This window comes from Solwaraspora sp. WMMD792 (genome assembly GCF_029626105.1).
GTDB lineage: Bacteria > Actinomycetota > Actinomycetes > Mycobacteriales > Micromonosporaceae > Micromonospora_E.
This window is the reverse complement of sequence record NZ_JARUBH010000009.1, coordinates 1869815-1894984: the sequence shown is the minus strand read 5'-3', so window position 1 is coordinate 1894984 and position 25170 is coordinate 1869815. Positions and strand designations below refer to the sequence as shown.

Sequence of the window (25170 nt, the reverse complement as noted above, 5' to 3'; positions counted from 1 at the left end):
TCCGCGACCCTCCGCTGCGAGTCAGGATTCGGTGTGTCCGAGCGCGCGCCGCACCAGCGCCGCGACATCGAGATCGTCGATGGATTCGGCGGCCGGCTGTGGTGTCGGCGCGTTCTCCGTCAGGCCGACCGGTGCGTTCTCCGCCAGGCGGAGCAGCCCGTCGAGCAGGCCGGCCGCCCGGATCCGGTCGACCGGTACGGTGGCGAGGATCCGGCGCACCTCGGCGTCGTCGGGTGCGGCGGCGGCCGGCGCCGGGTCCGCGTCCGGGAACAGGTCGTGGTGCAGCCGGTCGGCGAGCGCGGCCGGCGTCGGATGGTTGAAGACGAGCGTCGCCGGGAGCCGGAGCCCGGCGGCACCGTTGAGTCGGTTGCGCAGTTCGACCGCGGTGAGCGAGTCGAAGCCCAGCTCCTTGAGGGCCCGGCCCGGCTCGATCGCGGTCGCGGCGCCGTGGCCGAGCACGGCCGCGACGTGGCCGAGCACCAGGTCCGTCAGGATCCGCATCCGGTCCGGCACGGCCAGCCCCGCCAGCCGCTGCCGCAGGGACTGGCCGTCGTCAGCGGTGTCCCGGGCCCGCGCCGCCCGCCGGGCCGGCGGGCGCACCAGCCCTCTCAACAGCGGCGGTACGGTGTCCGCCGCGCGCAGCGATGCCAGGTCGAGGTCGAGCGGCAGCAGTACCGGATCGGCCTGCTCCAGTGCGGTGTCGAACAGCGACAGGGCGGTCGCGGTCGGCATCGCCCGGATCCCGCCCCGGGTCATCCGGGTGAGGTCGGTGTCGCCGAGGTGCCCGGTCATTCCGCTTCGTTCGGCCCACAGTCCCCAGGCCAGCGACACCGCCGGAAGCCCGGCGGCGCGGCGCAGCCCGGCGAGCGCGTCGAGGAACGCGTTCGCGGCCGCGTAGTTGGCCTGCCCCGGCCCGCCGAGCACACCGGCCGCGGACGAGAAGAGCACGAACCAGGCCGGGTCCAGCGCGGCGGTCAGCTCGTGCAGGTGCCAGGCGGCGTCCGCCTTGGGGCGCAGTACCGTGTCGACCCGGCCGGGGTCGAGGGTCTCGACGACACCGTCGTCCAGTACGCCGGCCGTGTGCACCACCCCGGTCAGCGGGTGCTCCGGCGGGATCCTGGACAGCAGCGCCGCGACCGACGACCGCTCCGCCACGTCGCAGGCGGCGAACTCGACGTACGCCCCGTCGGCGGCGAGCTCGGCGGCCAGTTCCACCGCACCGGGCGCACCACCGCCACGCCGGCTGGCCAGCAACAGGCGCCGGACGCCCCGTTCCCGTACCAGATGACGGGCGACCGCAGCGGCGAGGGTGCCACTGCCGCCGGTGATCAGTACGGTGCCGTCCGGGTCCGGGTCGGGCGGGCGCGGCACGCTGAGGACCAGCTTGCCCACGTGTTTCGCCTGGGCCAGATGCCGGAACGCGTCCCGGGCCTGCCGCACGTCCCAGACGGTGGTCGGCAACGGGCGGATGACGCCCTTCTCGAAGAGCGCGAGCAGCTCGCCGAACATCTCCTTGATCCGGTCCAGGCCGGCATCCGCGACCAGGTCGAAGGCGCGGTAGGCGACGCCCGGGTGTGCCCGCGCGACGTCGGCCGGGTCCCGCACATCCGTCTTGCCGAGTTCCACGAACCGGCCGCCGTCGCCGAGCAGCCCCAGCGACGCGTCGACGAACTCCCCGGCGAGCGAGTTCACCACGACGTCCACGGCGGGGAAGTCCTTGCCGAACCCGATGGTGCGGGACGAACCGATCCGGTGCCTGTCGATGCCGAGACCGGCGACGGTGTCGTGCTTGCCCGGACTGGCGGTGGCGAAGATCTCGGCGCCGAAGACGCGGGCGAGCTGTACCGCAGCCATGCCGACGCCGCCAGCCGCCGCGTGCACCAGCACCCGGTCTCCCGGGGTCACCGCCGCCACGTCCACCAGGGCGTAATACGCGGTCAGGAACACCACGGGTACGCCGGCGGCGTCCGCGAACGACCAGTCGTCGGGCACGGCGACCACCAGGCGGTGATCGGTGACCGCCACCGGACCGCCGTAGGAGCCCTGCATGAACCCCATGACCCGATCGCCGGGGGCGAAGCCGGTCACGCCCGGACCGACCTCGGTGACCACCCCGGCGCCCTCGCCGCCGAACGGGGTGTCCTGGGCCGGTACGACGTCGAGGGCGAGCAGCACGTCGCGGAAGTTGAGGCCGGTGGCGCGTACCGAGATGCGCAACTGCCCCTCGCCGAGCGGGGCGAGGACGTCCGGGCACGGCACCGCCGCCAACTCGTCGAAGGTGTCGCCACTGTTCAGATCCAGAGTCCACGCCGGTACGCCGGGCGGCGGGACGATCCGGCCGGACTGCGTGGCCCGGACCAGCCGGGGACGGTACGCGTCGCCGTCCCGTACCGCGATCTGCGGCTCGCCGGCGGTGAGCGCCGCCGTGAGGACGGTCGCAGAGCCCGGGCTGCCGTCGAGGTCGGCGACCAGCACCCGGCCGGGGTGCTCGGACTGCACGCTCCGGACGAGCCCCCAGACCGCGGCGTGTGCGGGTTCGGGCGGCCCGTCCGCCGAGGTGACGGAGACGGCGTGCCGGGTGAGCACGACGAGTCGGGAGCGGGCGAACCGGTCGTCGGTCAGCCACGCCTGGATCAGCGCGAGCGTGCGGTGCACCGCGCGGCGGGCCGCGATCGCCGGATCACCGTCCACGTCGACGGCGGCCAGTACCAGCGCGGGCGGGTCACCGGCCGCGCACAGCGCCTGTAGGTCGGCGTAGTGCCGCATCGGTACGCCGAGCGCGAGGCCGGGATCGTCCGGGCCTAGCAGCGCCACCTCGACCGGGGCATCGGGCGTTTCCACGGGCTGCCGGGTCCAGTCGAGGCGGAACAGCGCGTCGTCGGCGGCGGCGGTGAGCCGGTCTGCGGTGAGTACCCGGGTGGTCAGTTCGGCGATGGAGACGACGGGCGCGCCGGTGGGGTCGGCGGCGTCAACGGCGACACCGTCTGCGGTCGGACGCAGCCGGACGCGCAGCCGGGTGGCGCCGGTGGCGTGCACCGTGACGCCGGTCCAGGCGAACGGCAGCCGCACCCGGCCTTCGTCCCCGTCACCGGAGACCGCCATCGCGTGCAGCGCCGCGTCGAGCAGCGCTGGGTGAACGCCGAAGTCCGCGGCGTCCGGGGCGGCCGTGTCCGGCAGGGCCACCTCCGCGAACGTCTCCGCGCCGCGCCGCCAGGCGGCCTGGAGACCGCGAAAGGCCGGGCCGTAGCCGTACCCGCCGTCGGCGAGACGGTCGTAGAGCCCGTGTAGGTCCACAGGCTCGGCACCGGCCGGCGGCCAGATCGTCAGGTCGGTGTTCCCGGCCGGCCCGGTGCTATCGAGCAGGCCGATGGCGTGCCGGCGCCAGGGGGTGGCGAGGTCCTCGCCGTCGGGACGGGAGTGGATGCTGACTGGGCGGCTGCCGGACTCCTGCTCTCCGCCGACGACCACCTGTAGGCGGATCGAGCCGGACGCGGGGAGCGTCAGCGGCGTTTCCAGGGTCAGCTCGGTGAGCATGCCGCAGCCGGCCTCGTCACCAGCCCGCAACGCCAGATCGACAAAGGCGGTCCCGGGCAGCAGAACCGTCCCGTTGACCGCATGATCAGCCAGCCAGGGGTGGGTGTGCAGACCGATCCGACCGGTCAAGACGACACCGTCACCGTCGGCCAGGGGGACGGCGGCGCCCAACAAAGGGTGGCCGGCGGCGGTCAGGCCCAGCGTCGCCGGATCACCACCGTGCGTCGGTGTGGGATCGAGCCAGAAACGCTCTCGTTGGAAGGCGTAGGTCGGCAGGTCCACCAGTTGCGGGTTGTTCCCGAATGCCGGGGTGAAGTCGACCGGCAGGCCACGTGTCCACGCCTCACCAAGACTCAGATACAGCCGTTGCAGACCACCCTCATCCCGACGCAACGTCCCAACGACAACGGCGGCGTCTTCGACGGTGTCCTCGATCGCAGTCGTCAACACCGGATGCGCCGACACTTCCACAAACCCGTCCACCCCATCAGCCACCAATGTCTGGACGGCAGTCGCGAAACCGACTGGTTGACGCAGATTCCGGTACCAGTAGTCCGCGTCAACCACCGACTCGAACTGGCCGGTGACGGTGGAGAAGAACGGAACACCACCTGTCGTCGGGACGATCCCGGCCAGGGCGGCGCGCAGGTCCGTCTCGATCGTCTCCACGTCGACCGAATGGGAGGCGTAATCCACCGCGATCCGCCGGGCACGAACTCCCGCCTCCTCACAACGGCTGAGGAGAGCGTCCAGCAACCGGTCGTCGCCGGCCACGACCAGGCCCGACGGGCCATTCACCGCCGCCACCGACAACCCGACCAACCACGACTCCACCTCCTCGCGGGAAGCCGAGACCGACACCATCCCACCCCTGCCGGCCAGCTTCGACGCCACCAACGCCGAACGAGACGCCACCACACGCGCACCATCATCCAAAGACAGCAGACCCGCCACACACGCGGCGGCGACCTCACCCTGCGAATGACCCACCACCACCGACGGCTTCACACCAAACGACGACCACACCTCCGCCAGCGACACCATCACCGCCCACAACACCGGCTGCACCACATCAACCCGCCCCAACGCCACCTCGTCGTCGACCACCTCAGACAACCGCCAGTCCACAAACGGCGCCAACGCACGCTCACACTCGGCGAAACGGTCACGAAACACCGCAGACTGCGCCCGCAACTCCGACGCCATACCCACCCACTGCGAACCCTGACCCGGAAACACCAAAGCGACCCGAGACGCCTCCCCCACAGCAACACCCTCAACAAGAGCTACGGCCGGCTCTCCCGCCCCGAGCGCGTCCAGGGTCGTCCCCAGCACAGCCCGATCGGCAGTCACCGCGACCGCCCGCCGCTGCAACGCCGCCCGAGCGCTGAACAAGGAGAACGCCGTTCCCGGCAGGTCATCGGGAAGCTGGTCGGCGAGGCGGGATGCCTGCGCGCGCAGCGCGTCGGCGGTGCGCGCGGAGAGGACGAACGGCAGCACCGATGAGACGGCGGGCCGTACCCCGGCAGGGACGTCGGGTGCCTCTTCGAGGATGACGTGCGCGTTCGTGCCGCTCACGCCGAACGAGGAGACTCCGGCCCGCCGAGGGTGGTCTGCGCGCGGCCAGTCGCGCGGCTCGGTCAGCAGGCGTACCTGTCCCTCGGTCCAGTCGACTTTGGAGGACGGCTGGTCGACGTGCAGCGTGCGGGGCAGGACACCGTGCCGCATCGCCTGCACCATCTTGATCACACCGGCCACACCGGCGGCAGCCTGGGTGTGACCGATGTTCGACTTCACCGAACCCAGCCACACCGGGTCGGCGACATCCCGGTCCTGGCCATACGTGGCCAGCAGCGCCTGCGCCTCGATCGGATCACCCAACGTCGTACCGGTACCGTGCGCCTCCACCGCGTCTACGTCCGCAGTGGACAAGCCGGCATTTGCCAGGGCGGCTCGGATCACCCGCTGCTGTGAGGGGCCGTTCGGCGCTGTCAGACCACTGGACGCGCCGTCCTGGTTCACCGCGCTGCCGCGTACCAAGGCAAGGATCTTGTGGTTGTTACGGCGTGCGTCGGAGAGGCGCTCCAGCAGTAGCATGCCGACGCCCTCACCCCAGCCGGTGCCGTCCGCCGCGTCCGCGAACGACTTGCACCGCCCGTCGGGCGCCAGACCGCGCTGCCGGGAGAACTCGACGAAGACGGCGGGGGTGAACATGACGGTGACGCCACCGGCGAGCGCCAGATCGCATTCGCCCTGCCGGAGGGACTGGGCGGCCAGGTGCAGCGCGACCAGCGACGACGAGCAGGCGGTGTCCACGGTGACCGCGGGACCTTCCAGGCCGAAGGTGTAGGACACCCGGCCGGTGGCGACGCTGCCCGCGCTGCCGTTGCCGATGTAACCCTCCAGCCCTTCCGGGATCTCGGTCAGCCGGGCGGCGTAGTCGTGGTACATGACGCCCGCGAACACGCCGGTGCGGGAGCCGTGCAGCGAGTCCGGGGGCAGGCCGGCCCGCTCGAACGTCTCCCAGGCCGCCTCCAGCAGCAGCCGCTGCTGCGGGTCCATGGCCAGCGCCTCACGCGGCGAGATGCCGAACAGGGCCGGGTCGAAACGGTCGGCGTCGTAGAGGAAGCCGCCCTCGGTGACGTAGGAGGTGCCGTGGCGGCCCGGGTCGTCGTCGTAGAGCCCCTCGGTGGGCCAGCCCCGGTCGGCGGGGAAGCCGGCGACCGCGTCGGTGCCGTCGGCGACCAGGCGCCACAGTTGTTCGGGAGAGCTGGCGCCGCCGGGATAGCGGCAGCTCATGCCGACGATCGCGATCGGCTCACGCGAGCCGGACTCGGCCTGGCGGAGCCGCTGCTGCGCCTCGTGCAGTTCGCCGGTCACCCACCGGAGGTTCTCCAGCAGCTTTTCCTCGTTCGACACAGGATTCCCCCACCTCGGGCGGTTGGAGCGGCGTGGTCAGGACTTGCCGAGTTCGTTCTGGATGAAGGCGAAGATCTCGTCGGCCGACGCGGCCTTGAGCCGGTCGGTGACGGCGGCGCCAGCCGGGACGGGTTCCGGGCGACCGCTCCACGCGGCGGCCAGCCGGTGCAGCCGGGCACCGATCCGCGCACTGTCCTCGTCGTCGGGCCGTGCTCCGGCGAGCGCCGACTCCAGCCGGTCGAGTTCGGCCAGGAGGGCTCCCGGCCGTATCGGTTCCGGTGCGGCGGCGGGTGCCGGGGTGGCCGTCATCGTGGCGGTCAGGCGCGCGGTCAGGTGTTCGGCGAGCACGGCCGGCGACGGATAGTCGAAGATCAGCGTGGCCGGTAGCCGGATGCCGACCGCGGCACCGAGCCGGTTGCGCAGGTCCACGGCGGTCAGCGAGTCGAAGCCGGACTGCTGGAAGCCGCGTCTGGGATCCACCGCGCCGGGCCCGTTGTGCCCCAGCACGGCCGCCGCGTGCGTACGGACCAGCGTCAGCACCGCCGCGGCGCGCTGTCCCTCCGGCATCGCGGCCAGCCGGTCCCGGAAGCCGTCTGCGGTTACCGTGTTCCGGGCGGCCCGGCGGCGTGGTGCGCGCACCAGGCCGCGCAGCATCGGCGCGTCGGCGTCTGCGTCTTCGGCCGGATCCAGCCGGATCGGTACGACCGCCGGTGCCGGCCCGGCGATCGCGAGGTCGAACAGCGCCAGCCCGTCCTCGGTGGAGAGCGGTGTCAGACCCGACCGGGACATCCGCCGCCGGTCCTGTGCGTCCAGCCGGTCCGTCATCCCGCTCGACTGCTCCCACAGTCCCCAGGCCAGCGATGTCGCCGGCAGCCCCGTGGCGCGCCGATGCGCCGCGAGCGCGTCGAGGAAGGCGTTGGCCGCCGCGTAGTTGGCCTGCCCGGCCGAGCCGAGCACGCCGGCGGCCGAGGAGAAGAGCGCGAACAGCGCCGGTTTCGCCGCAGCGGTCAGCCGGTGCAGGTGCAGCGCGCCGTCCACCTTCGGGCGGAGCACCGCCTCGACCCGGTCGGTGGAGAGCGAGGTCAGCATGCCGTCGTCCAGCGCACCGGCGGCGTGCACCACCCCGGTCAGCGGGTGCTCCGCCGGGATGCGTTCCAGCAGCCGTGCCACGTCGTCCGGGTCGGCGATGTCGCAGGCGACGATCTCGGCCTCGGCGCCGAGCGTCGCCAGCTCCGCGCGTAGTGCGTCGGCGCCCGGCGCGTCGGCTCCGGCCCGACTCGCCAACAGCAGCCGGCCGGCGCCGTACCGGATGACGAGGTGGCGGGCCAGTTGCGCGCCCAGGCCGCCGGTGCCACCGGTGATCAGTACGGTGCCGTCCGCGATTGCCGGAAGTTCGGCGCGTGCCATCGGCCGCGGGACGAGCCGGGGGGTGAGGAGCGCGTCGCCGCGCAGGGCCGTCTGTGGTGCGGCGCCGGACAGGGCGGCGGTCAGCAGGTCGGCGGCGAGACCGGCATCCGGGTCGAGGTCGATCAGGAGGAACCGCCCGGGGTGTTCGGTCTGCGCCGACCGGACAAGGCCCCACAGGGCGGCGTGCGCCAGATCGGGTACGTCGTCGTGCTCCGTGGCCGCGACCGCGCCACGGGTGACGACGGCGAGCCGGGTGTCGGCGAGCCGGTCGTCGGCCAGCCAGCGCTGCAACAGGAGCAGCAGACTGGTGGTGGCGGCGTGGACGGCCTCGGGTGTGGCGGGGTCGGTGCCGGAGCAGACCGCCACCACTTCCGGAAAATCGGTCATCTCGGCGAGATCCTGGTAACCGGTCGAGGCGACGCCGGCGGGCAGCAGCCCGAAGACGTCCGCGCCGAGCAGGGCTGTCCGGGCCGGCCGCGCCTCGGTGGTTGCGGCCGCCTCCCAGCCGACGCGGAACAGGGACGCCTGTGCCTGGCGGGTGGTGGCCGAGGCGAGCGCGGCCGGGTCGACCGGACGGGAGACGAGCGCGTCGGCGGTGAAGACCGGGTGACCTGCGGCGTCGATGGCGTGGATCGCGGTACCGGACCTGGCCGGGCTCAGCCGCACTCGCAGCACGGTCGCCCCGGTGGCGTGCAGGGTCACGCCAGTCCAGGCGAACGGCAGCCGTACCTCGCCGTCCCCGACCGCGAGCATCGCGTGCAGTGCCGCGTCCAGTAGCGCCGGATGCACGCCGAAGCCGGCGGTGTCCGCCGGGTCCGGCAGCCCGACCTCGGCGAAGAGTTCCTCGCCATGGCGCCAGGCGGCACGCAGCCCTCGGAACACCGGGCCGTAGTCGTACCCGTCGGCGGCGAGGCGGTCGTAGAAGCCGTCCAGGTCCAGTGCGGTGGCGCCGGCCGGCGGCCACGCCATCGGGGCGGCCGTGCCGGGCCGGGAGGGCGCGGCGGTCAGCAGGCCGGTGGCGTGCGTAGCCCAGGGGGCATCGCCGTCGCGGGAGTGGATGGTGACGGCCCGCGTGCCGTCCTGGTCCGCTGCGGCGACACGAACCTGCACGTGGACGGCACCGTGTGCGGGGATCACCAGCGGGGCTTGCAGGGTCAGTTCGTCTAGGACGCCGCAGCCGGCTTCGTCACCGGCCCGCAGAGCCAGCTCGACGAAGCCGGTCCCGGGCAGCAGGACGGAACCGAGCACGGTGTGGTCGGCGAGCCAGGGGTGGGTGTGCAGGCCGATCCTGCCGGTCAGCACCACACCGTCACCATCGGCCAGCGGGACGGCGGCGCCGAGCAGCGGGTGCCCGGCGGCGGTCAGGCCCAGCGTCGCCGGATCACCACCGTGCGTCGGTGTGGGATCGAGCCAGAAACGCTCTCGTTGGAAGGCGTAGGTCGGCAGGTCCACCAGTTGCGGGTTGTTCCCGAATGCCGGGGTGAAGTCGACCGGCAGGCCACGTGTCCACGCCTCACCAAGACTCAGATACAGCCGTTGCAGACCACCCTCATCCCGACGCAACGTCCCGACGACAACGGCGGCGTCTTCGACGGTGTCCTCGATCGCGGTGGTCAACACCGGATGCGCGGACACTTCCACGAATGCGTCCACGCCATCGGCCACCAATGTCTGGACGGCAGCCGCGAAACCGACTGGTTGACGCAGATTCCGGTACCAGTAGTCCGCGTCAACCACCGACTCGAACCGGCCAGTGACGGTGGAGAAGAACGGGACACCACCTGTCGTCGGGACGATCCCGGCCAGGGCGGCGCGCAGGTCTGTTTCGATCGTCTCCACGTCGACCGAATGGGAGGCGTAGTCCACCGCGATCCGACGGGCACGAACTCCCGCCTCCTCACAACGGCTGAGGAGAGCGTCCAGCAGCCGGTCGTCACCGGCCACGACCAGGCTCGACGGGCCGTTCACCGCCGCCACCGACAGTCCGACCAGCCACGACTCCACCTCCTCGCGGGAAGCCGAGACCGACACCATCCCACCCCTGCCGGCCAGCTTCGACGCCACCAACGCCGAACGAGACGCGACTATCCGGGCACCGTCATCCAGGCTCAGCAGGCCCGCCACACACGCGGCGGCGACCTCACCCTGCGAATGACCCACCACCACCGACGGCTTCACACCAAACGACGACCACACCTCCGCCAGCGACACCATCACCGCCCACAACACCGGCTGCACCACATCAACCCGCCCCAACGCCACCTCGTCGTCGACCACCTCAGACAACCGCCAGTCCACAAACGGCGCCAACGCACGCTCACACTCGGCGAAACGCTCACGAAACACCGCAGACTGCGCCCGCAACTCCGACGCCATACCCACCCACTGCGAACCCTGACCCGGAAACACCAGAGCGACCCGACGCACCGCACCCGTCGCGGCGCCCTCGACCGAGCCTGCGGTCGGATCCCCCACGGCCAGCGCGTCCAACGCGGCACGCAGCCGATCCGGCTCACCGGCAGCGACTACCGCACGATGCTCGAAGGCCGCGCGGTGGTGGAACAGGGAGTGGGCGACATCCGGTAGCACATCGACGCTTGGGGGCACAGAGAGGCCGAGGTGCGCGGAGAGGCGGTGAGCCTGGGCGCGGACCGCGGTACCGTCGCGGCCGGACAGCACGAACGGGAGCATGGGGTACGGATCGCCGGTCCGCTCGGGTGCGGTCCCGGAATCGGGCGCCTCTTCGAGGATGACGTGCGCGTTGGTGCCGCTCACGCCGAACGAGGAGACGCCGGCCCGGCGCGGGTGTCCGTTGCCGGACCAATCCCGGGGCTCGGTGAGCAGGCGCAGGTCGCCGGCCGACCAGTCGACGTGCGGCGACGGCTCGTCAGCATGCAGCGTCCGGGGCAGCCGCTCGTACCGCATCGCCAACACCATCTTGATCACACCAGCCACACCCGCAGCAGCCTGCGTATGACCGATGTTCGACTTCAGCGACCCCAGCCAGAGCGGGCCCGCCTCGCCACGCTCCCGGCCATACGTGGCCAACAACGCCTGCGCCTCGATCGGATCGCCCAACGTCGTACCCGTACCATGCGCCTCCACCGCATCCACGTCCGCAGTGGACAGAACAGCGCTCGCCAGCGCCGCTCGGATCACCCGCTCCTGGGACGGACCGTTCGGCGCCGTCAGACCGTTGGACGCGCCGTCCTGGTTCACCGCGCTGCCGCGTACCAAGGCAAGGATCCTGTGGTTGTTACGGCGTGCGTCGGAGAGCCGCTCCAGCAGCAGCATGCCGACGCCCTCGGACATACCGAACCCGTCCGCCGAGGCGGAGAACGCCTTGCAGCGGCCGTCGGCGGCCAGACCTCGCTGACGCGAAAACTCCACGAAGATGCCGGGCGTCGACATGATGGTCACGCCGCCGGCCAGCGCCAGATCGCATTCGCCCTGCCGCAGCGCCTGCGCGGCCAGGTGCAACGCCACCAGCGACGACGAGCAGGCGGTGTCCACGGTGACCGCCGGGCCCTCCAGCCCGAACGTGTACGACAGACGGCCGGACACGACGCTGGCCGCATTGCCGGTGACCAGATAGCCTTCGATCTCCTCCGGCGTGCCGGCCTGGAGCGTCGCGTAGTCCTGACGGCTGGCCCCGACCATGACCGCCGTACGGCTGCCGCGCAGCGTCGCGGGATCGAGACCGGCGGCCTCGAACGCCTCCCAGGACGTCTCCAGCAACAGTCGCTGCTGCGGGTCCATGGCCAGCGCTTCCCGTGGCGAGATGCCGAAGAAGCCGGCGTCGAAGCGGTCGGCCGCCTGGACGAAGCCGCCACGCGAGGAGTAGGAGGTGCCGGCGTGGCCGGGGTCGGGATCGAAGAGAGACGCGTGGTCCCAGCCACGGTCGGTGGGGAATTCCGAGGTGGCGTCGGCGCCGTCGTACAGCAGACGCCAGAGCGCGTCCGGGGAGTCGACGCCGCCGGGCAGCCGGCAGCTCATGCCGACGATGGCGATCGGTTCGCCGGCGTCCGCGGTGGCGCGCACGACGGCCGGCCCGGCAGCAGCGGCGGCGGTGCCGAACAGCGTCGCGTCGAGGTGCTCGGCGAGCGCCTCCGGTGTCGGATAGTCGAAGACGAGCGTCGCGGTCAGCCGTACGCCGGTGGCGGCACCGAGCCGGTTGCGCAGTTCGACACCGGTCAACGAGTCGAACCCGAGGTCCTTGAAGGCGCGCCCCGGGTCGATCGCGGTGTCGGCCGTGTGTCCGAGCACCGTGGCGGCGTGCGCGCGGACGAGGTCACGCAGGTGGTTGCGGCGTTCCGGAGCGCTCAGCGCGGCCAGCCGGGCGGTCAGGCTGTCACGGTCGGCCGGGCCGTCGACTGCGGCGACGCGCCGGGCCGGGGTCCGGACCAGGCCGCGCAGGACCGCAGGCAGATCCTCGTAGGGCCGGGCGCGCAACGCCCGAAGATCCAGTCGGAGCGGTACGAGCTGCGCCGTGTCCGCCTCGAACGCCGCGTCGAAGAGCGCCAGCCCTTCCTCGGCGGTGAGCGCCGCGATGCCACCCCGGGCCATCCGCGCCAGGTCGGCGTCGTCGAGGTGCCCGGTCATCCCGCTGCGTTCCGCCCACAGTCCCCAGGCCAGCGACACCGCCGGTAGCCCTTGGGAGCGGCGGAACTCGGCGAGCGAGTCGAGGAAGACGTTCGCCGCCGCGTAGTTGCCCTGGCCCGGGCCGCCGAGCGTGCCGGAGGCCGCAGAGAAGAGCACGAACCGCGCGAGTCCCAGTGGCGCGGTCAGCTCGTGCAGGTGCCAGGCGGCATCCGCCTTGGGCCGCATGACGGTGTCGAGGCGGGCGTGGTCGAGCGAGGTGACCAGGCCGTCGTCCAGGACGCCGGCGGTGTGCACGACGGCGGTCAGCGGATGTTCCGGCGCGACGGCCGACAGCAGGCGCACGACCTCGGCACGGTCTGTCACGTCGCAGGCGACGACGCGTACGTCCGCGCCGTCCGCGGCGAGTTCGGCCGTCAACTCCGTCACCCCGGGCGTCGCCGCGCCGCGCCGGGCGGCCAGCAGTAGATGCCGGACGCCGTGCCGTCGGACGAGGTGCCGGGCGAGCAGTCGTCCCAGACCTCCGGTCCCGCCGGTGATCAGCACGGTTCCGTCCGGATCCAGCGGCCGGGGGATGCTCAGCACCAGCTTGCCCACGTGCCTCGCCTGCGCCAGATGCCGGAACGCGTCCGGTGCCCGCCGGATGTCCCAGGCGGTGACCGGCAGCGGGCGCAGTACTCCGTCGGTGATCATCCGTACGATGTCGCGCAGCATCTCGCCGATGCGTTCCGGTGCCGCCTCCACCAGGTCGAAGGCGCGGTAGGTCACGCCCGGATGAGCGGCCGCGACCACGGATGGATCCCGCACGTCCGTCTTACCCAGCTCCACAAACCGACCGCCGTTGCCGAGCAACCCCAACGACGCGTCGACGAACTCACCCGCCAGCGAATTCACCACCACATCCACACCCGAAAACACCGACGCAAACTCCAACGACCGCGACGAACACACCCCCGCCACACCCACCACACCCCACTTGTCCGGACGCGCCGTCGCCACCACCTCCGCCCCCAACACACCCGCCAACCGCACCGCCGCCATCCCCACACCACCCGCAGCCGCATGCACCAACACCCGCTCACCCACACGCACACCCGCCACATCCACCAACGCGTAATACGCAGTCAGGAACGCGACGGGGATCGATGCGGCGACGGTGAAGGACATTCCCGGGGGGATCGGGACGACGAGCCGGTGGTCGACGACGACCGAGGGGCCGAGACCGCCGGGCATCAGGCCCAGCACCCGGTCGCCGACAGACAGTCCGGTCACACCGGGTCCGACCTCGACGACCACGCCGGCGCCCTCACCGCCCATGGTGGCGGCCGCCGCATCCGGGTACATGCCGAGGCTGATCATCACGTCGCGGAAGTTGAGGCCGGCGGCGTGCACGGCCACCCGGATCTCGCCGGTACGCACCGCGCGTGCCGGCTGCGGCGCGAGGACGAGGTTCTCCAGGGTGCCCGGCGCGGTGACCTCGAGCCTCCAGTCGGCATCCACCGGGGGTACGAGCCCGCGCGCCTGTCCGGCACGCACGAGCCGCGGCACGAGCAGGGCGCCGTCGCGGAGTGCGATCTGTGGCTCCGCGCTGGCGAGGGCGGCGGGAAGCGGCGTGTCGTCGGCGGTACGCCCGGGATCCAGGTCGGCGAGCACGATCCGGCCGGGGTGCTCGGACTGGGCCGAGCGGACCAGGCCCCACAGCGGCGCGAGCGACGGATCCGTTCCGGGCGCGTCGTCCCCGCACGACATCGCACCCCTGGTCACGATCGCGAGCCGGGTGGCCGCGAAGCGCTCGTCGGAGAGCCACTCCTGGAGCACGTCCAGCAGCCCGGCGGTGGACGCGCGTACGGCAGCCGGGTCCAGCGTGCCCGTGCCGGCGCGGCAGACCGCGAGGATGTCAGGGACGTCGGTGACGGTGCCGAGGCCGGCGTAGGCGGTGGGAACGACACCCGAGGCGTGCAGGCCCAGCGTGTCGTCGCCCAGGACGGCGATGCGCGGTGCGGGGGCGTCCAGGGCCGGCGACCGTACCCAGTTCACCTGGAACAGCGAGTCAGGTCCGGTCGCGGAGGTCGCCGGGGTGACCCGGCGGGAGACGAGCGCGTCTGCGGTGAAGACCGGGTGTCCTGCGGCGTCGGTGGCGTGGATCGCGGTGCCGGACCCGGCCGGGCTCAGCCGGACCCGCAGCACGGTCGCCCCCGTCGCATGCAGGGTCACACCGGTCCAGGCGAACGGCAGCCGCACTTCGCCGTCCCCGATCGCGAGCGTTGCGTGCAGTGCCGCGTCCAGCAGCGCCGGATGCAGGCCGAACCCGTCGGCGTGCGCCGGCTCGGGCAGCCCGGCCTCGGCGAAGATCTCGTCGCCACGGCGCCATACGGCACGCAGCCCTCGGAACACGGGGCCGTAGTCGTACCCGTCTGCGGCGAGGCGGTCGTAGAAGCCGTCCAGGTCCAGCGCGGTGGCGCCGGCCGGCGGCCAGGCCATCGGCGCGGCGGCGGGTAGGGACGGTGTGGCGGTCAACGAGCCGGAGGCGTGCATGGTCCACACGTCGTCGTCATCGTCGTCGCGGGAGTGGATGGTGACAGTACGGGCGCCGCTGTCGTCAGGAACCGTGACCCGGACCTGCACCTCGACACCCGTACGCGGGGTGACAGTCAACGGCGCGTGCAGGGTCAGCTCGGCAAGCCGGCCACAGCCGGCCTCGTCACCAGCCCGCAACGCCAACTCGACAAAGGCGGTCCCGGGCAGCAGAACCGTCCCGTTGACCGCATGATCAGCCAGCCAGGGGTGGGTGTGCAGACCGATCCGACCGGTCAAGACGACACCGTCACCGTCGGCCAGGGGGACGGCGGCGCCCAACAAAGGGTGGCCGGCGGCGGTCAGGCCCAGCGTCGCCGGATCACCACCGTGCGTCGGTGTGGGATCGAGCCAGAAACGCTCTCGTTGGAAGGCGTAGGTCGGCAGGTCCACCAGTTGCGGGTTGTTCCCGAATGCCGGGGTGAAGTCGACCGGCAGGCCACGTGTCCACGCCTCACCAAGACTCAGATACAGCCGTTGCAGACCACCCTCATCCCGACGCAACGTCCCGACGACAACGGCGGCGTCTTCGACGGTGTCCTCGATCGCGGTGGTCAACACCGGATGCGCGGACACTTCCACGAATGCGTCCACGCCATCGGCCACCAATGTCTGGACGGCAGTCGCGAAACCGACTGGTTGACGCAGATTCCGGTACCAGTAGTCCGCGTCAACCACCGACTCGAACTGGCCGGTGACGGTGGAGAAGAACGGGACACCACCTGTCGTCGGGACGATCCCGGCCAGGGCGGCGCGCAGGTCTGTTTCGATCGTCTCCACGTCGACCGAATGGGAGGCGTAGTCCACCGCGATCCGACGGGCACGAACTCCCGCCTCCTCACAACGGCTGAGGAGAGCGTCCAGCAGCCGGTCGTCACCGGCCACGACCAGGCTCGACGGGCCGTTCACCGCCGCCACCGACAGTCCGACCAGCCACGACTCCACCTCCTCGCGGGAAGCCGAGACCGACACCATCCCACCCCTGCCGGCCAGCTTCGACGCCACCAACGCCGAACGAGACGCGACTATCCGGGCACCGTCATCCAGGCTCAGCAGGCCCGCCACACACGCGGCGGCGACCTCACCCTGCGAATGACCCACCACCACCGACGGCTTCACACCGAACGACGACCACACCTCCGCCAGCGACACCATCACCGCCCACAACACCGGCTGCACCACATCAACCCGCCCCAACGCCACCTCGTCGTCGACCACCTCAGACAACCGCCAGTCCACAAACGGCGCCAACGCGCGCTCACACTCGGCGAAACGGTCACGGAACACCGGAGACTGCGCCCGCAACTCCGACGCCATACCCACCCACTGCGAACCCTGACCCGGAAACACAAAAGCAGGACGACGCACCGCACGATGCGCCACACCCTCCACCAACACCGGCGACGGACCACCGACCGCCAGCGCATCCAACGCGGCACGCAGCCGATCCGGCTCACCGGCAGCGATGACCGCACGATGCTCGAAGGCCACGCGGTGGTGGAACAGGGAGTGGGCGACATCCCGCAGCGGATCCGTGAGCGGGGTGTCGTTGAGACGGACGGCCTGGCCGCGCAGCGCCGTCGCCGAACGGCCGGAGATGACGAACGGCACCATCGGCGGTGCCGGCGCCGATTCGACCGGTTCGGCGGCGGGTGCCGCTTCGAGGATGACGTGCGCGTTCGTGCCACTCACGCCGAACGAGGACACCGCCGCCCGACGCGGCCGGTCCGCCGCCTCGGGCCAGTCGCGGGCCTCGGTCAGCAGCGCCACCGCTCCGGACGCCCAGTCCACCTTGGACGACGACTGGTCCACATGCAGCGTGCGGGGCAGCACTCCATGCCGCATCGCCTGCACCATCTTGATCACACCAGCCACACCAGCAGCAGCCTGCGTATGACCGATGTTCGACTTCAGCGACCCCAGCCAGAGCGGGCCCGCCTCGCCACGCTGCTGACCGTACGTGGCCAGCAACGCCTGCGCCTCGATCGGATCACCCAACGCCGTACCCGTACCGTGCGCCTCCACCGCATCCACATCCCGCACCGACAGACCCGCATTCGCCAACGCCGCCCGGATCACCCGCTGCTGCGAAGGCCCGTTCGGCGCTGTCAGACCACTGGACGCACCGTCCTGGTTCACCGCACTGCCGCGTACCAGAGCAAGGATCTTGTGGTTGTTGCGGCGCGCGTCGGAGAGCCGCTCGACCAGGAGCATTGCGACACCCTCGGACATGCCGAATCCGTCGGCGCTGTCGGAGAACGCCTTGCATCGGCCGTCGGCGGCGAGGCCGCGCTGCCGGGAGAAGGCGATGATGCCGTCCGTGGCGGCGTGCACCATGGCGCCGCCGACGAGGGCAAGCGTGCACTCCCCCTTGCGCAGCGCGTCGCCGGCAAGATGCAGGGCCACCAGCGAGGACGAGCAGGCGGTGTCGACGGTGACCGCGGGTCCTTCGAACCCCATCGTGTACGCGAGGCGGCCGGACGCGACGCTGGCCGCGTTCCCGGTGACGGCGTAGCCCTCCAGGCCGCCGCCGTCGCCTGCGACCAGGGTGGCGTACTCGGGCCCGCCGATGCCGACGAAGACGCCGGTACGGCTGCCGCGCAGCGCGGGCGGCCGCAGGCCGGCGGATTCGACGGCGGTCCAGCCCGCTTCCAGCAGCAGTCGCTGTTGCGGGTCCATCGCGAGTGCCTCGCGCGGGTTGATGCCGAAGAAGGCGGCGTCGAAGCCAGCGATGTCGTCGAGGAAGCCGCCGCCGCGCACGTAGGTGGTGCCGGGGTGGTCCGGGTCCGGGTCGTGGAGCGCCCCGAGGTTCCAGCCGCGGTCGGACGGGAAGGGGACGATGGCGTCGCGGCCGTCCAGGAGTAGCTGCCACAGCGCCTCCGGTGACGTCGCGCCGCCCGGGAGCCGGCAGCTCATCCCGATGATCGCCAGCGGTTCGTCGCGCTTCTCCTCCAGCTCACGGAGGCGGTTCCGGGTTCGCTGTAGGTCCGCCGTGACCCGCTTGAGGTAGTCGACGACCTTCTCTTGCTCGTGCATATCGCCTCTTCGTCACTCGGGCGGGCGGGGCGCGGTCCGTCCACGACCCGGCGGCGGCGTTCGGGGGATACGCCGCCGCCGATGGCCGTGCACGGACGGATCAGCGTCCGGGCTGCGGAGGCCGGACGCCGAGCGCGTGCCGGAACTCGTCGCGGGGGTCCCAGCGCGCCTTGATCTGCTGGAGCCGTGGGTAGTTGCCGAGGTAGTACAGGGTGTGCCAGCCGACGCCGGAGGTGTTCCACGCCGGATCGGCCACGTCGGCGTCCGCGTAGTTGATGTGGCATCCGGCGGCCGTGTCGCCGGGCGCGGGCACGCCTCCGGTGTCGGCCCAGACGTCGCGGTAGAAGGTACGGATCCAGGTGAGGTGCCGCTCGTCTTCGGCCGGGTCGGTCCACTCGGTGGCGAAGATCAGGCGCAGCACCGAGTCGCGCTGCGGCATGGCGGTGGCGTCCGAGGCGACGGCGTTCACTGCGCCGCCATAGCTGGCCAGCATGATGCCGGCGGTCATGTTGCGGTAGCCGGGCGTGGTCAGGCTGTTGTAGACCGCGGTGATCTGGGCGTCGGAGAGGCTCCGGCGCAGATAGGCGGTCTTGAACTTGGCCCGCCGGGTGTGGTCGGCGCGGTCCGTCACTCCGGGCCAGGTGGTGGTGTGCAGCCAGGGCAGGACGTGCCGTTCCAGGACGACGGGATCGACGCCGACACCGTCGCCGAGCGCGGCGAGATAGTCGGTGAGCAGTTGTTCGGCGTCCGGCACCGTGGCGTCGAACTGGATGCTCATGATGATGACGCCGGCGCCCTCCCGCGGCGTCGCGCCGATCACGCTGTAGAGGCCGGCGTAGGGCGAGCCGGGGTCGCTGTTGCGTTCGTGCCAGGCGCCGTGGTTGCGCAGCAGGGTGCTGAACGACTCCTCGCTCATCGCGGCCCAGGGCCAGAGCACCTGGGCGACGATCATCCTGGCCGGTGGGGAGGGCAGGAGTGTGCCGGGATCGTGGCCGGTGGCGCCGGGCGAGCGGAACCAGTAGCGGGTCACGACGCCGAAGTTGCCGCCTCCGCCGCCGGTGTGCGCCCACCACAGGTCGTGGTACGGGTCGTCGGGTTCCCGGGTGGCGACGACGGCCCTGGCCCGGCCGTCCTCGTCGACCACGACGACCTCGACGGCGTAGAGGTGGTCGACGACGGAGCCGAACAGCCGCGACAGCGGACCCCAGCCGCCGCCCGCGATGTGGCCGCCGAGACCGACCGATGGGCAGGTCCCGGCCGGCAGGGCGACGCCCCACTGGCGGAAGAGCGTGCGGTTCACCTCGCCGATGAGCGCGCCGGCGCCCGCCTCGAAGGCGCGCATGCCGGGGTCGTAGCCGATCGAGGTCAGCGCCGTCAGGTCGACGACGACCCGGATCTCGGGGTTGGTGACGAAGTCCTCGAAACAGTGACCGCCGCTGCGGACTGCGATGCGCCGGCCGCTGTCCACCGCCTCCTGCACGGCCGAGACGACGTCCTCGGTGGACGCGACCAGCCGTACGTAGTCCGGGGTACCGGCGAAGCGGGCGTTCCAGCCGCGGACGAGGTCGTCGTAGCGGGGATCACCGGGCAGCACGGTGGCGGCCACCGAGGTCAGCCGGCCGGCGGCGGGCGCCTCGACGGGCACGCCGGTCATCAGGCGACCTCGGTCCTGGCCACGATCGCGGACCCGCCCGTGACCGTGCAGACCACGGGGTGGTCGGAGGTCACCACGGTGTGGTCGCCGGGGGTGAACGTGTAGTTGCCCGGCCGCTCCGCGCGCAGCGTGACCGTGCCGCCGCTGAGGAACACCGTGCCGCCCTTCGGAATCTCCGCCGGGTTGGTGAGCCCGGTGACGGTCAGCGTGCCCTCGCCCGCACCGCCCACGATCACCTCCAGCTCGGCGGTCACCTCGTTACGGGCCAGTAGCCTCGGGGTGGCCGCGCGGCTGCGCAGCGTGACCTCAAGGTGGATCTCGCCGCCGGCGGCAACCTTGTCCGGCGCGACGACCGTGACGTAGTTGACGCTGTCCTGGGGCGTCTCACCGGGAATGGCGCAGGCCACCTCAAGGTCCGCCGTGCCGGAATTGGTGCTGCTGTCACTCATCGCCGTGCCGCCCTTTCGTAATCGTCTGCCATGTCCGCTCGTGAATGCGGTGAACTATTCGGCGATCCTGGTGCGGGTGGTCCATCGATAGGTGATCGAATCACCATTCCCGGCCAGCGCGCCGTCGACGCGCTCGAAGTGCTCGTACCCGCCGTGATGCTCGATCTTGATCTTCTCGTCGCTCTTGACGGCCTTGACCAGGCGGCTTTCGGGTGGAAGGTCCGCCGGACCGCCCTCCAACACCACATCGACGAGGCCATCGTCACCGGAATGTCTCATCGCACAAGCTCCTCCGCGCCGTCCTCCCGCGATCAGCGGGCAAGGAGAAAGAAATTCGGTGCGTCGCCATTGAACGCTAACCGGAGCGCGGAAGGGCCGCCTACCCCTTAGTGACCCCTATCAGCCACACACCGACCTATTCCGGGCGTCGGAGGCCGGCGAGAACGACGCGCAACTGGCGGCGCCAGTGGCCGGGTGAGCGGGCCTCGGTGAGCTGGATGATCCGGCCGAGTCCGATCAGGAGCAGCGACACGTCCTCAAGGGTGGTCTCCGGGCGCAGCACACCGGCGTCCCGGGCCCGGTCGATCATGCCGGCCAGGACCGGCTGGAGTTCGTCCTGGCACTGCTGGAAGCGCGGTGTCGCGACCATCGGATCGGCGAGCCCGTCGAGCAGCGCGCGATGCTGGGCGACGAGTTCCAGCGACCGCTCCATGAACTGGGCGAGCCCCTGCCAGGCGTCGGCCGCGCCGGACGCCTCCCGGACGGTGGCGGCCCAGCGGTCGAGCACGTCGGCCACCACGGCGTCGGCCAGTAGTTCCTTGGTGGCGAAGTGCCGGTAGACCGTGCCGATCCCGACACCGGCCCGCCGGGCGATGTCCCGCACGTCGAGCGCCAGACCGTGCTCGGCGAAGGCCTCGGCGGCGGCGCCGAGCAGCCGCCGGCGGTTGTCGACGGCGTCCCGGCGCAGCGGGCGGGGGGACACGTTCGCCGACTCACGAGGCATGAACGGAGCGTACGCGTAGCCCAACCGCACGGTGCAAACCTGCTAGCATCGCGAGCGTAAACGGATCAGGAGTTCCGGATAATGTTCGGGGTCGGCGTCGCCCGGCCGGCTGGGGAGGATCATGAAGACCATCGTCATTTCCGGGGGTACGGACGGCATCGGTCGTGCGCTCGCGATCCACGAGTTGAAGGCCGGCAACCAGGTCGTGGTCGTCGGCCGCAGCCCGGAGAAGGGGCGCGAGCTGGCGGACGAGGCGGCCCGGCTCGGCGCGGCGGATCGATACCATCTCATCCTCGCCGACCTGGCGCTCGTCGCGGAGAACCGACGGGTCGCGCGGGAGGTCGCCGCCCGGTTCAGCACCGTGGACGCACTGGTGCTGTGCGCGACCTACCTGCGGATGAACCGGGCGGAGACCAACGAGGGCATCGAATACAGCTTCGCCCTGGCGTACCTCAGCCGCTATGTGCTGAGCCACGAGATCGCGCCACTGATGGCCGGCGCCCCGGCACCGGTGATCGTGAACCTGGCCGTCGTCGGCGCCGGAGCGAAGGCGATGAACTGGGACGACCTGATGTTCGCCCGCAAGCACAACGGCATGCGGGCCTGGGCACAAACCCGGCGTGCCAACGAGCTGCTCGGCATCGACTTCGCCGCGCACACCAGCGGTGGCCGGATCAGGTACGTCTTCTTCAACCCGGTGTTCGTCAAGAGCAACTTCTCCGGCCAGTTCCCGAAGCCGGTCCGGTTCCTGATCAAGCTGGCGGGCGCCCTGGCCACGCCGGCGGAGAAGGGCGTGCTGCCGATCGCGAACCTGATCGACAACCCGCCGGCGGAGCCGCTGACCTCCTACAAGCAGGCCAAGCGGGTGGATCTGCCCGTCTCGCCGGCCGATCGGGAGGACGCGGAGCGGTTGCGCCGCGAGACCAAGAGCCTGCTGAACGAGTGACCGGCGGTGCCGGGCCGGTAATGTCGCGGTCGCGGCGTCACCGGCCCGGCCGGCCAGGGTCATGCCGTTTCGGCCAGTGGTAGCTGCGCCTCCGTCGGCAGGTCGGTACGCCGCCTGACCTTGAGCTTGCGATACGCGCGGGTGAGGTGCTGCTCCACGGTGCTCACCGTGATGTAGAGCTTCCGGGCGATCTCCCGGTTGGTCAGCCCGCGCGCCGCCCAGGCCACCACCCGCCGCTCCGCCTCGCTGAGCCGTTCGGTCTCCTGGTCCTCCCCCGCACCCGGCTGCTCGGCGTCGGCCACGACCGGCCGGCGGCCGTGCTGCGACTCGGTGGACGTCGTCACCACGCTGCACCACTTCAGCAGATACCAGGACCGTCGCTTGACCACGCGCGCCCGGTCCAGCTCACCGGCGGCGTGGTGGAAGCGGCCCAGATCGTCGAGCGCGTGGGCCAACTCGAGCTGCGCGCCGCACGCCTCCAGGATCTCGATCGACTGGCGCAGCAGGGCGAGCTGCCGGCGCGGCTCGGACACCGCCGCCAGCAGTCGCAGCGCCACGCCGCGGGACCGGGAGCGGCCGCGGGACACCCGCGCCAACTGCTCCTCGATCAGCACCCGCGCCTGCTCGGTACGGCCCATCCGCAGGTAGAGCTGTGCGAGGTCGGTCCGCCACGGCACCAGCCCGGGCAGGTCCAGTCCCCATTTCGTCATCAGCTCGCCGCACGCGGTGAAGTCGCTCGCCGCCGCCTCCAGCCGGCCGGTCGCCACGTAGTGGTAGCCGCGTGCCTGCCAGTAGAAGAGCCCGATGCCGGTCTGGAAGATCTCCGCCGGGACTCGATGACGCAGCACCGCCGCGGCGGCCCGGTGGTCGCCCATCGCGGTGTACGCCTGGATGAGCGTCGCCAGCGGCCCGCCGATCCGCACGCCCCAGGACTCCACGTCGGTGACCCGCAGCGCCCGCTCGGCGGCCTCGATGGCGGCGGCGAGGTCACCGGCGCGCAGCGCGATGACCGACCGGATCAGCGACAGCTCACCCTGCCACGTGTTCACCCCGCGCGCGACCGCCTCGGCCAGGAGCGCGTCGCAGCGCTGCGCGGCCACGTCGAGCCGGTCCACGTAGACCAGTGCAGAGAGCGAGGTGATCAGCGGGTCCAGGTTGTCGTCGCTGAGGCGGCAGGTGTGCAGGATGTACTCGGCACCGTCGAAGATGTCGTCGTAGGAGCCGTTGGCGGAGAGCAGGCGCAGCAGGTTCGCCGCGTATAGCTGCGGCGAGGTCGCCACGGTGACGGCCGAGATCTCCGAGGCCAGCGCGTCGCGGGCCGCGGGTACCCGTTCCAGCAGTGTCGGGTAGGAGTAGGTGAGCCAGAGCCGGAACAGGTTCAGCTCTGCGGCCGAGTGTGCGTCGGCAGAGCCGGCGGAGCCGACCAGTCGCTCCAGCGCGTCACCGGCGTCGTCCAGCCGCCCGTACCAGAGCAGGTATCGGATTGTCGTGGTCGTCTCCGGGCCGGAGAGCCGGCCGGCCCGGAGCAGGTCCACGAGCTGAGGAAGGTGCCGGGCGGCGGTGGCGGGGCTGATCCGCCACTCGGCCGAGGTGAGCATCGCGATGATCCGCGCCCGCTCGGCCGGTTCGGTGCTCAGCTCCCGGGCCAGTTCCAGGTGCCGCACCGCAGCCGTCGACCTGCCGTGGTCGATCTCGTGCTGGGCGGCTCGGACCAGCACCTGCACTCCCCACGGCTCGATCTGGTCACCGGCCGCGGTGAGGTGGTCGGCCACGGCCGCCGCCGGTGCGCCCGCCGCGTTGAGCGCGTGCGCGGCCCGCTTGTGGATCGATTGGCGCTCGGCGGGGCCGAGGTCGTCCAGCACGGCGGCGCGGGCCGCGGGGTGCCGCAGGCCGTCGGCGAGCCCGGAGAGGCTGAGCGTCTCCAGCGCCGCGGCGACGGTGGCGGCGTCGAGGGCGACCACGCCGGTGATCAGCGGGACCGCCGCCGCGCCGCTGAGCACCGCGACCGCCCGGGCGACCGCAGTGACCTCGGTGGGACAGCGACGCAGGCAGTCCACGACCGCCTGACCGTAGGCGCCGCCGGGACCGAGGGTGATCTCGTCGGTCCCGTCGTCCGCCCAGGTGTGCGACTCCTCGATGATCGCGTTGAGTAGGCCGAGGTTGCCGCCGCTGACCCGGTGGCAGAAGGGCGCGAGCCGCCGTGCGGCCTCCCGGCCGAGGTGCGGCGCGAGGATGCCCTCGATCTCCTCCGGGCCGAGCAGCGTCAGCCGCATCCGGTTGAAGCGCGGCAGACGGACGATCTCCGTCTCGAACCACTGGAAGTCGGCCGGCGTCTTGTGGTCGGTGCTCAGCACCATGTGCAGCCGGCTGGCGTCCAGGCGGCGCGCCGTGAACTGGAGGCAACGCAGCGAGGCCGTGTCCGCGTACTCGGCGTCGTCGACTCCGGCCATGGTGGGGCGCTCGTCGGCCAGCTCCAGCAGCAGGGCGCCGAGCCGATGCTCCACCGGTTCCCCGGCTGCGCGGCCGGCGTCCGGCCGGCGAGCCTCCGCGATCAGCGCGTCCGCCCGTTCCCGGACCGGGGCCGCCAACTGGGCCCGGCGTAGTAGCTGAGAGATCACGCCGAGCGGGATCTGCCGCTCCTGCCGGGAGGCGGTGGCGGTGAGCACGTGCGCCCCCGTCAGCCGGTCGGCGAACGCGTGAAGCAGTGTCGTCTTGCCGGTGGCGACGGTGCCCTTGACGACCGTGACCCGGCCTTGCCCGCCTTCGCAGGAGGTGAAGGCCGACACCAAGGCCCCCAGTTCGTCCCGCCTGTCGCTGTCCACCATCCAGCTCTCCCTTCGGATCCCCCGCGGCAGCGCAGAGCTGCACCACATCTCTGGGAAATGAACGTCGGCAACTGCCAACGAAACGGTCCGGCCAGGTGAAACCCCGAACCGAACCACACACACCTGGATTTCGGCGAAGGGTGATTATCACCAGGCCAGACAATTGGCGTTACGAATGCGTTAACAATGGACTGGCCGCGGTGTGCGCATTCGCGTGATCGGCG

At 71.7% G+C, this 25170-nt stretch carries 8 protein-coding genes; 1 reads left to right on the top strand and 7 read right to left on the bottom strand.

The window, feature by feature from the left end:
* Positions 1-21: 21 nt before the first annotated feature.
* The 6 genes from O7629_RS10205 to O7629_RS10180 all read right to left on the bottom strand — a co-directional run bounded on the left by O7629_RS10205 (position 22) and on the right by O7629_RS10180 (position 21175).
* A complete protein-coding gene (locus O7629_RS10205) occupies positions 22-6453 on the bottom strand; it encodes a type I polyketide synthase (RefSeq protein ID WP_278168849.1) in 6432 nt (2143 codons plus the stop codon).
* A 36-nt stretch (positions 6454-6489) separates the two neighbouring features.
* Positions 6490-18069: a type I polyketide synthase gene (locus O7629_RS10200; protein WP_278168848.1), complete on the bottom strand. Its 11580-nt coding sequence runs from the start codon at positions 18067-18069 to the stop codon at positions 6490-6492.
* Between the two features lie 100 nt (positions 18070-18169).
* Complete coding sequence (locus O7629_RS10195) at positions 18170-19723, bottom strand: FAD-binding protein (protein WP_278168847.1); 1554 nt, start codon at positions 19721-19723, stop codon at positions 18170-18172.
* Complete coding sequence (locus O7629_RS10190) at positions 19723-20172, bottom strand: hypothetical protein (RefSeq protein WP_278168846.1); 450 nt, start codon at positions 20170-20172, stop codon at positions 19723-19725. The genes O7629_RS10195 and O7629_RS10190 overlap by 1 nt, the downstream gene beginning before the upstream one ends.
* Positions 20173-20226: 54 nt before the next feature.
* On the bottom strand, positions 20227-20451 hold the full coding sequence (locus tag O7629_RS10185; RefSeq protein ID WP_278168845.1) for a DUF5988 family protein: 225 nt from the start codon (positions 20449-20451) through the stop codon (positions 20227-20229).
* A gap of 136 nt (positions 20452-20587) precedes the next feature.
* A complete protein-coding gene (locus O7629_RS10180) occupies positions 20588-21175 on the bottom strand; it encodes a TetR/AcrR family transcriptional regulator (protein WP_278168844.1) in 588 nt (195 codons plus the stop codon).
* Positions 21176-21296: 121 nt separating this feature from the next.
* Here O7629_RS10180 and O7629_RS10175 point away from each other — a divergent pair, with 121 nt between their 5' ends.
* Complete coding sequence (locus O7629_RS10175; RefSeq protein ID WP_278168843.1) at positions 21297-22121, top strand: SDR family NAD(P)-dependent oxidoreductase; 825 nt, start codon at positions 21297-21299, stop codon at positions 22119-22121.
* A 59-nt stretch (positions 22122-22180) separates the two neighbouring features.
* Here the strand turns inward: O7629_RS10175 and O7629_RS10170 are convergent, their stop codons facing one another.
* Complete coding sequence (locus tag O7629_RS10170; RefSeq protein ID WP_278168842.1) at positions 22181-24946, bottom strand: LuxR family transcriptional regulator; 2766 nt, start codon at positions 24944-24946, stop codon at positions 22181-22183.
* Positions 24947-25170 lie beyond the last annotated feature (224 nt).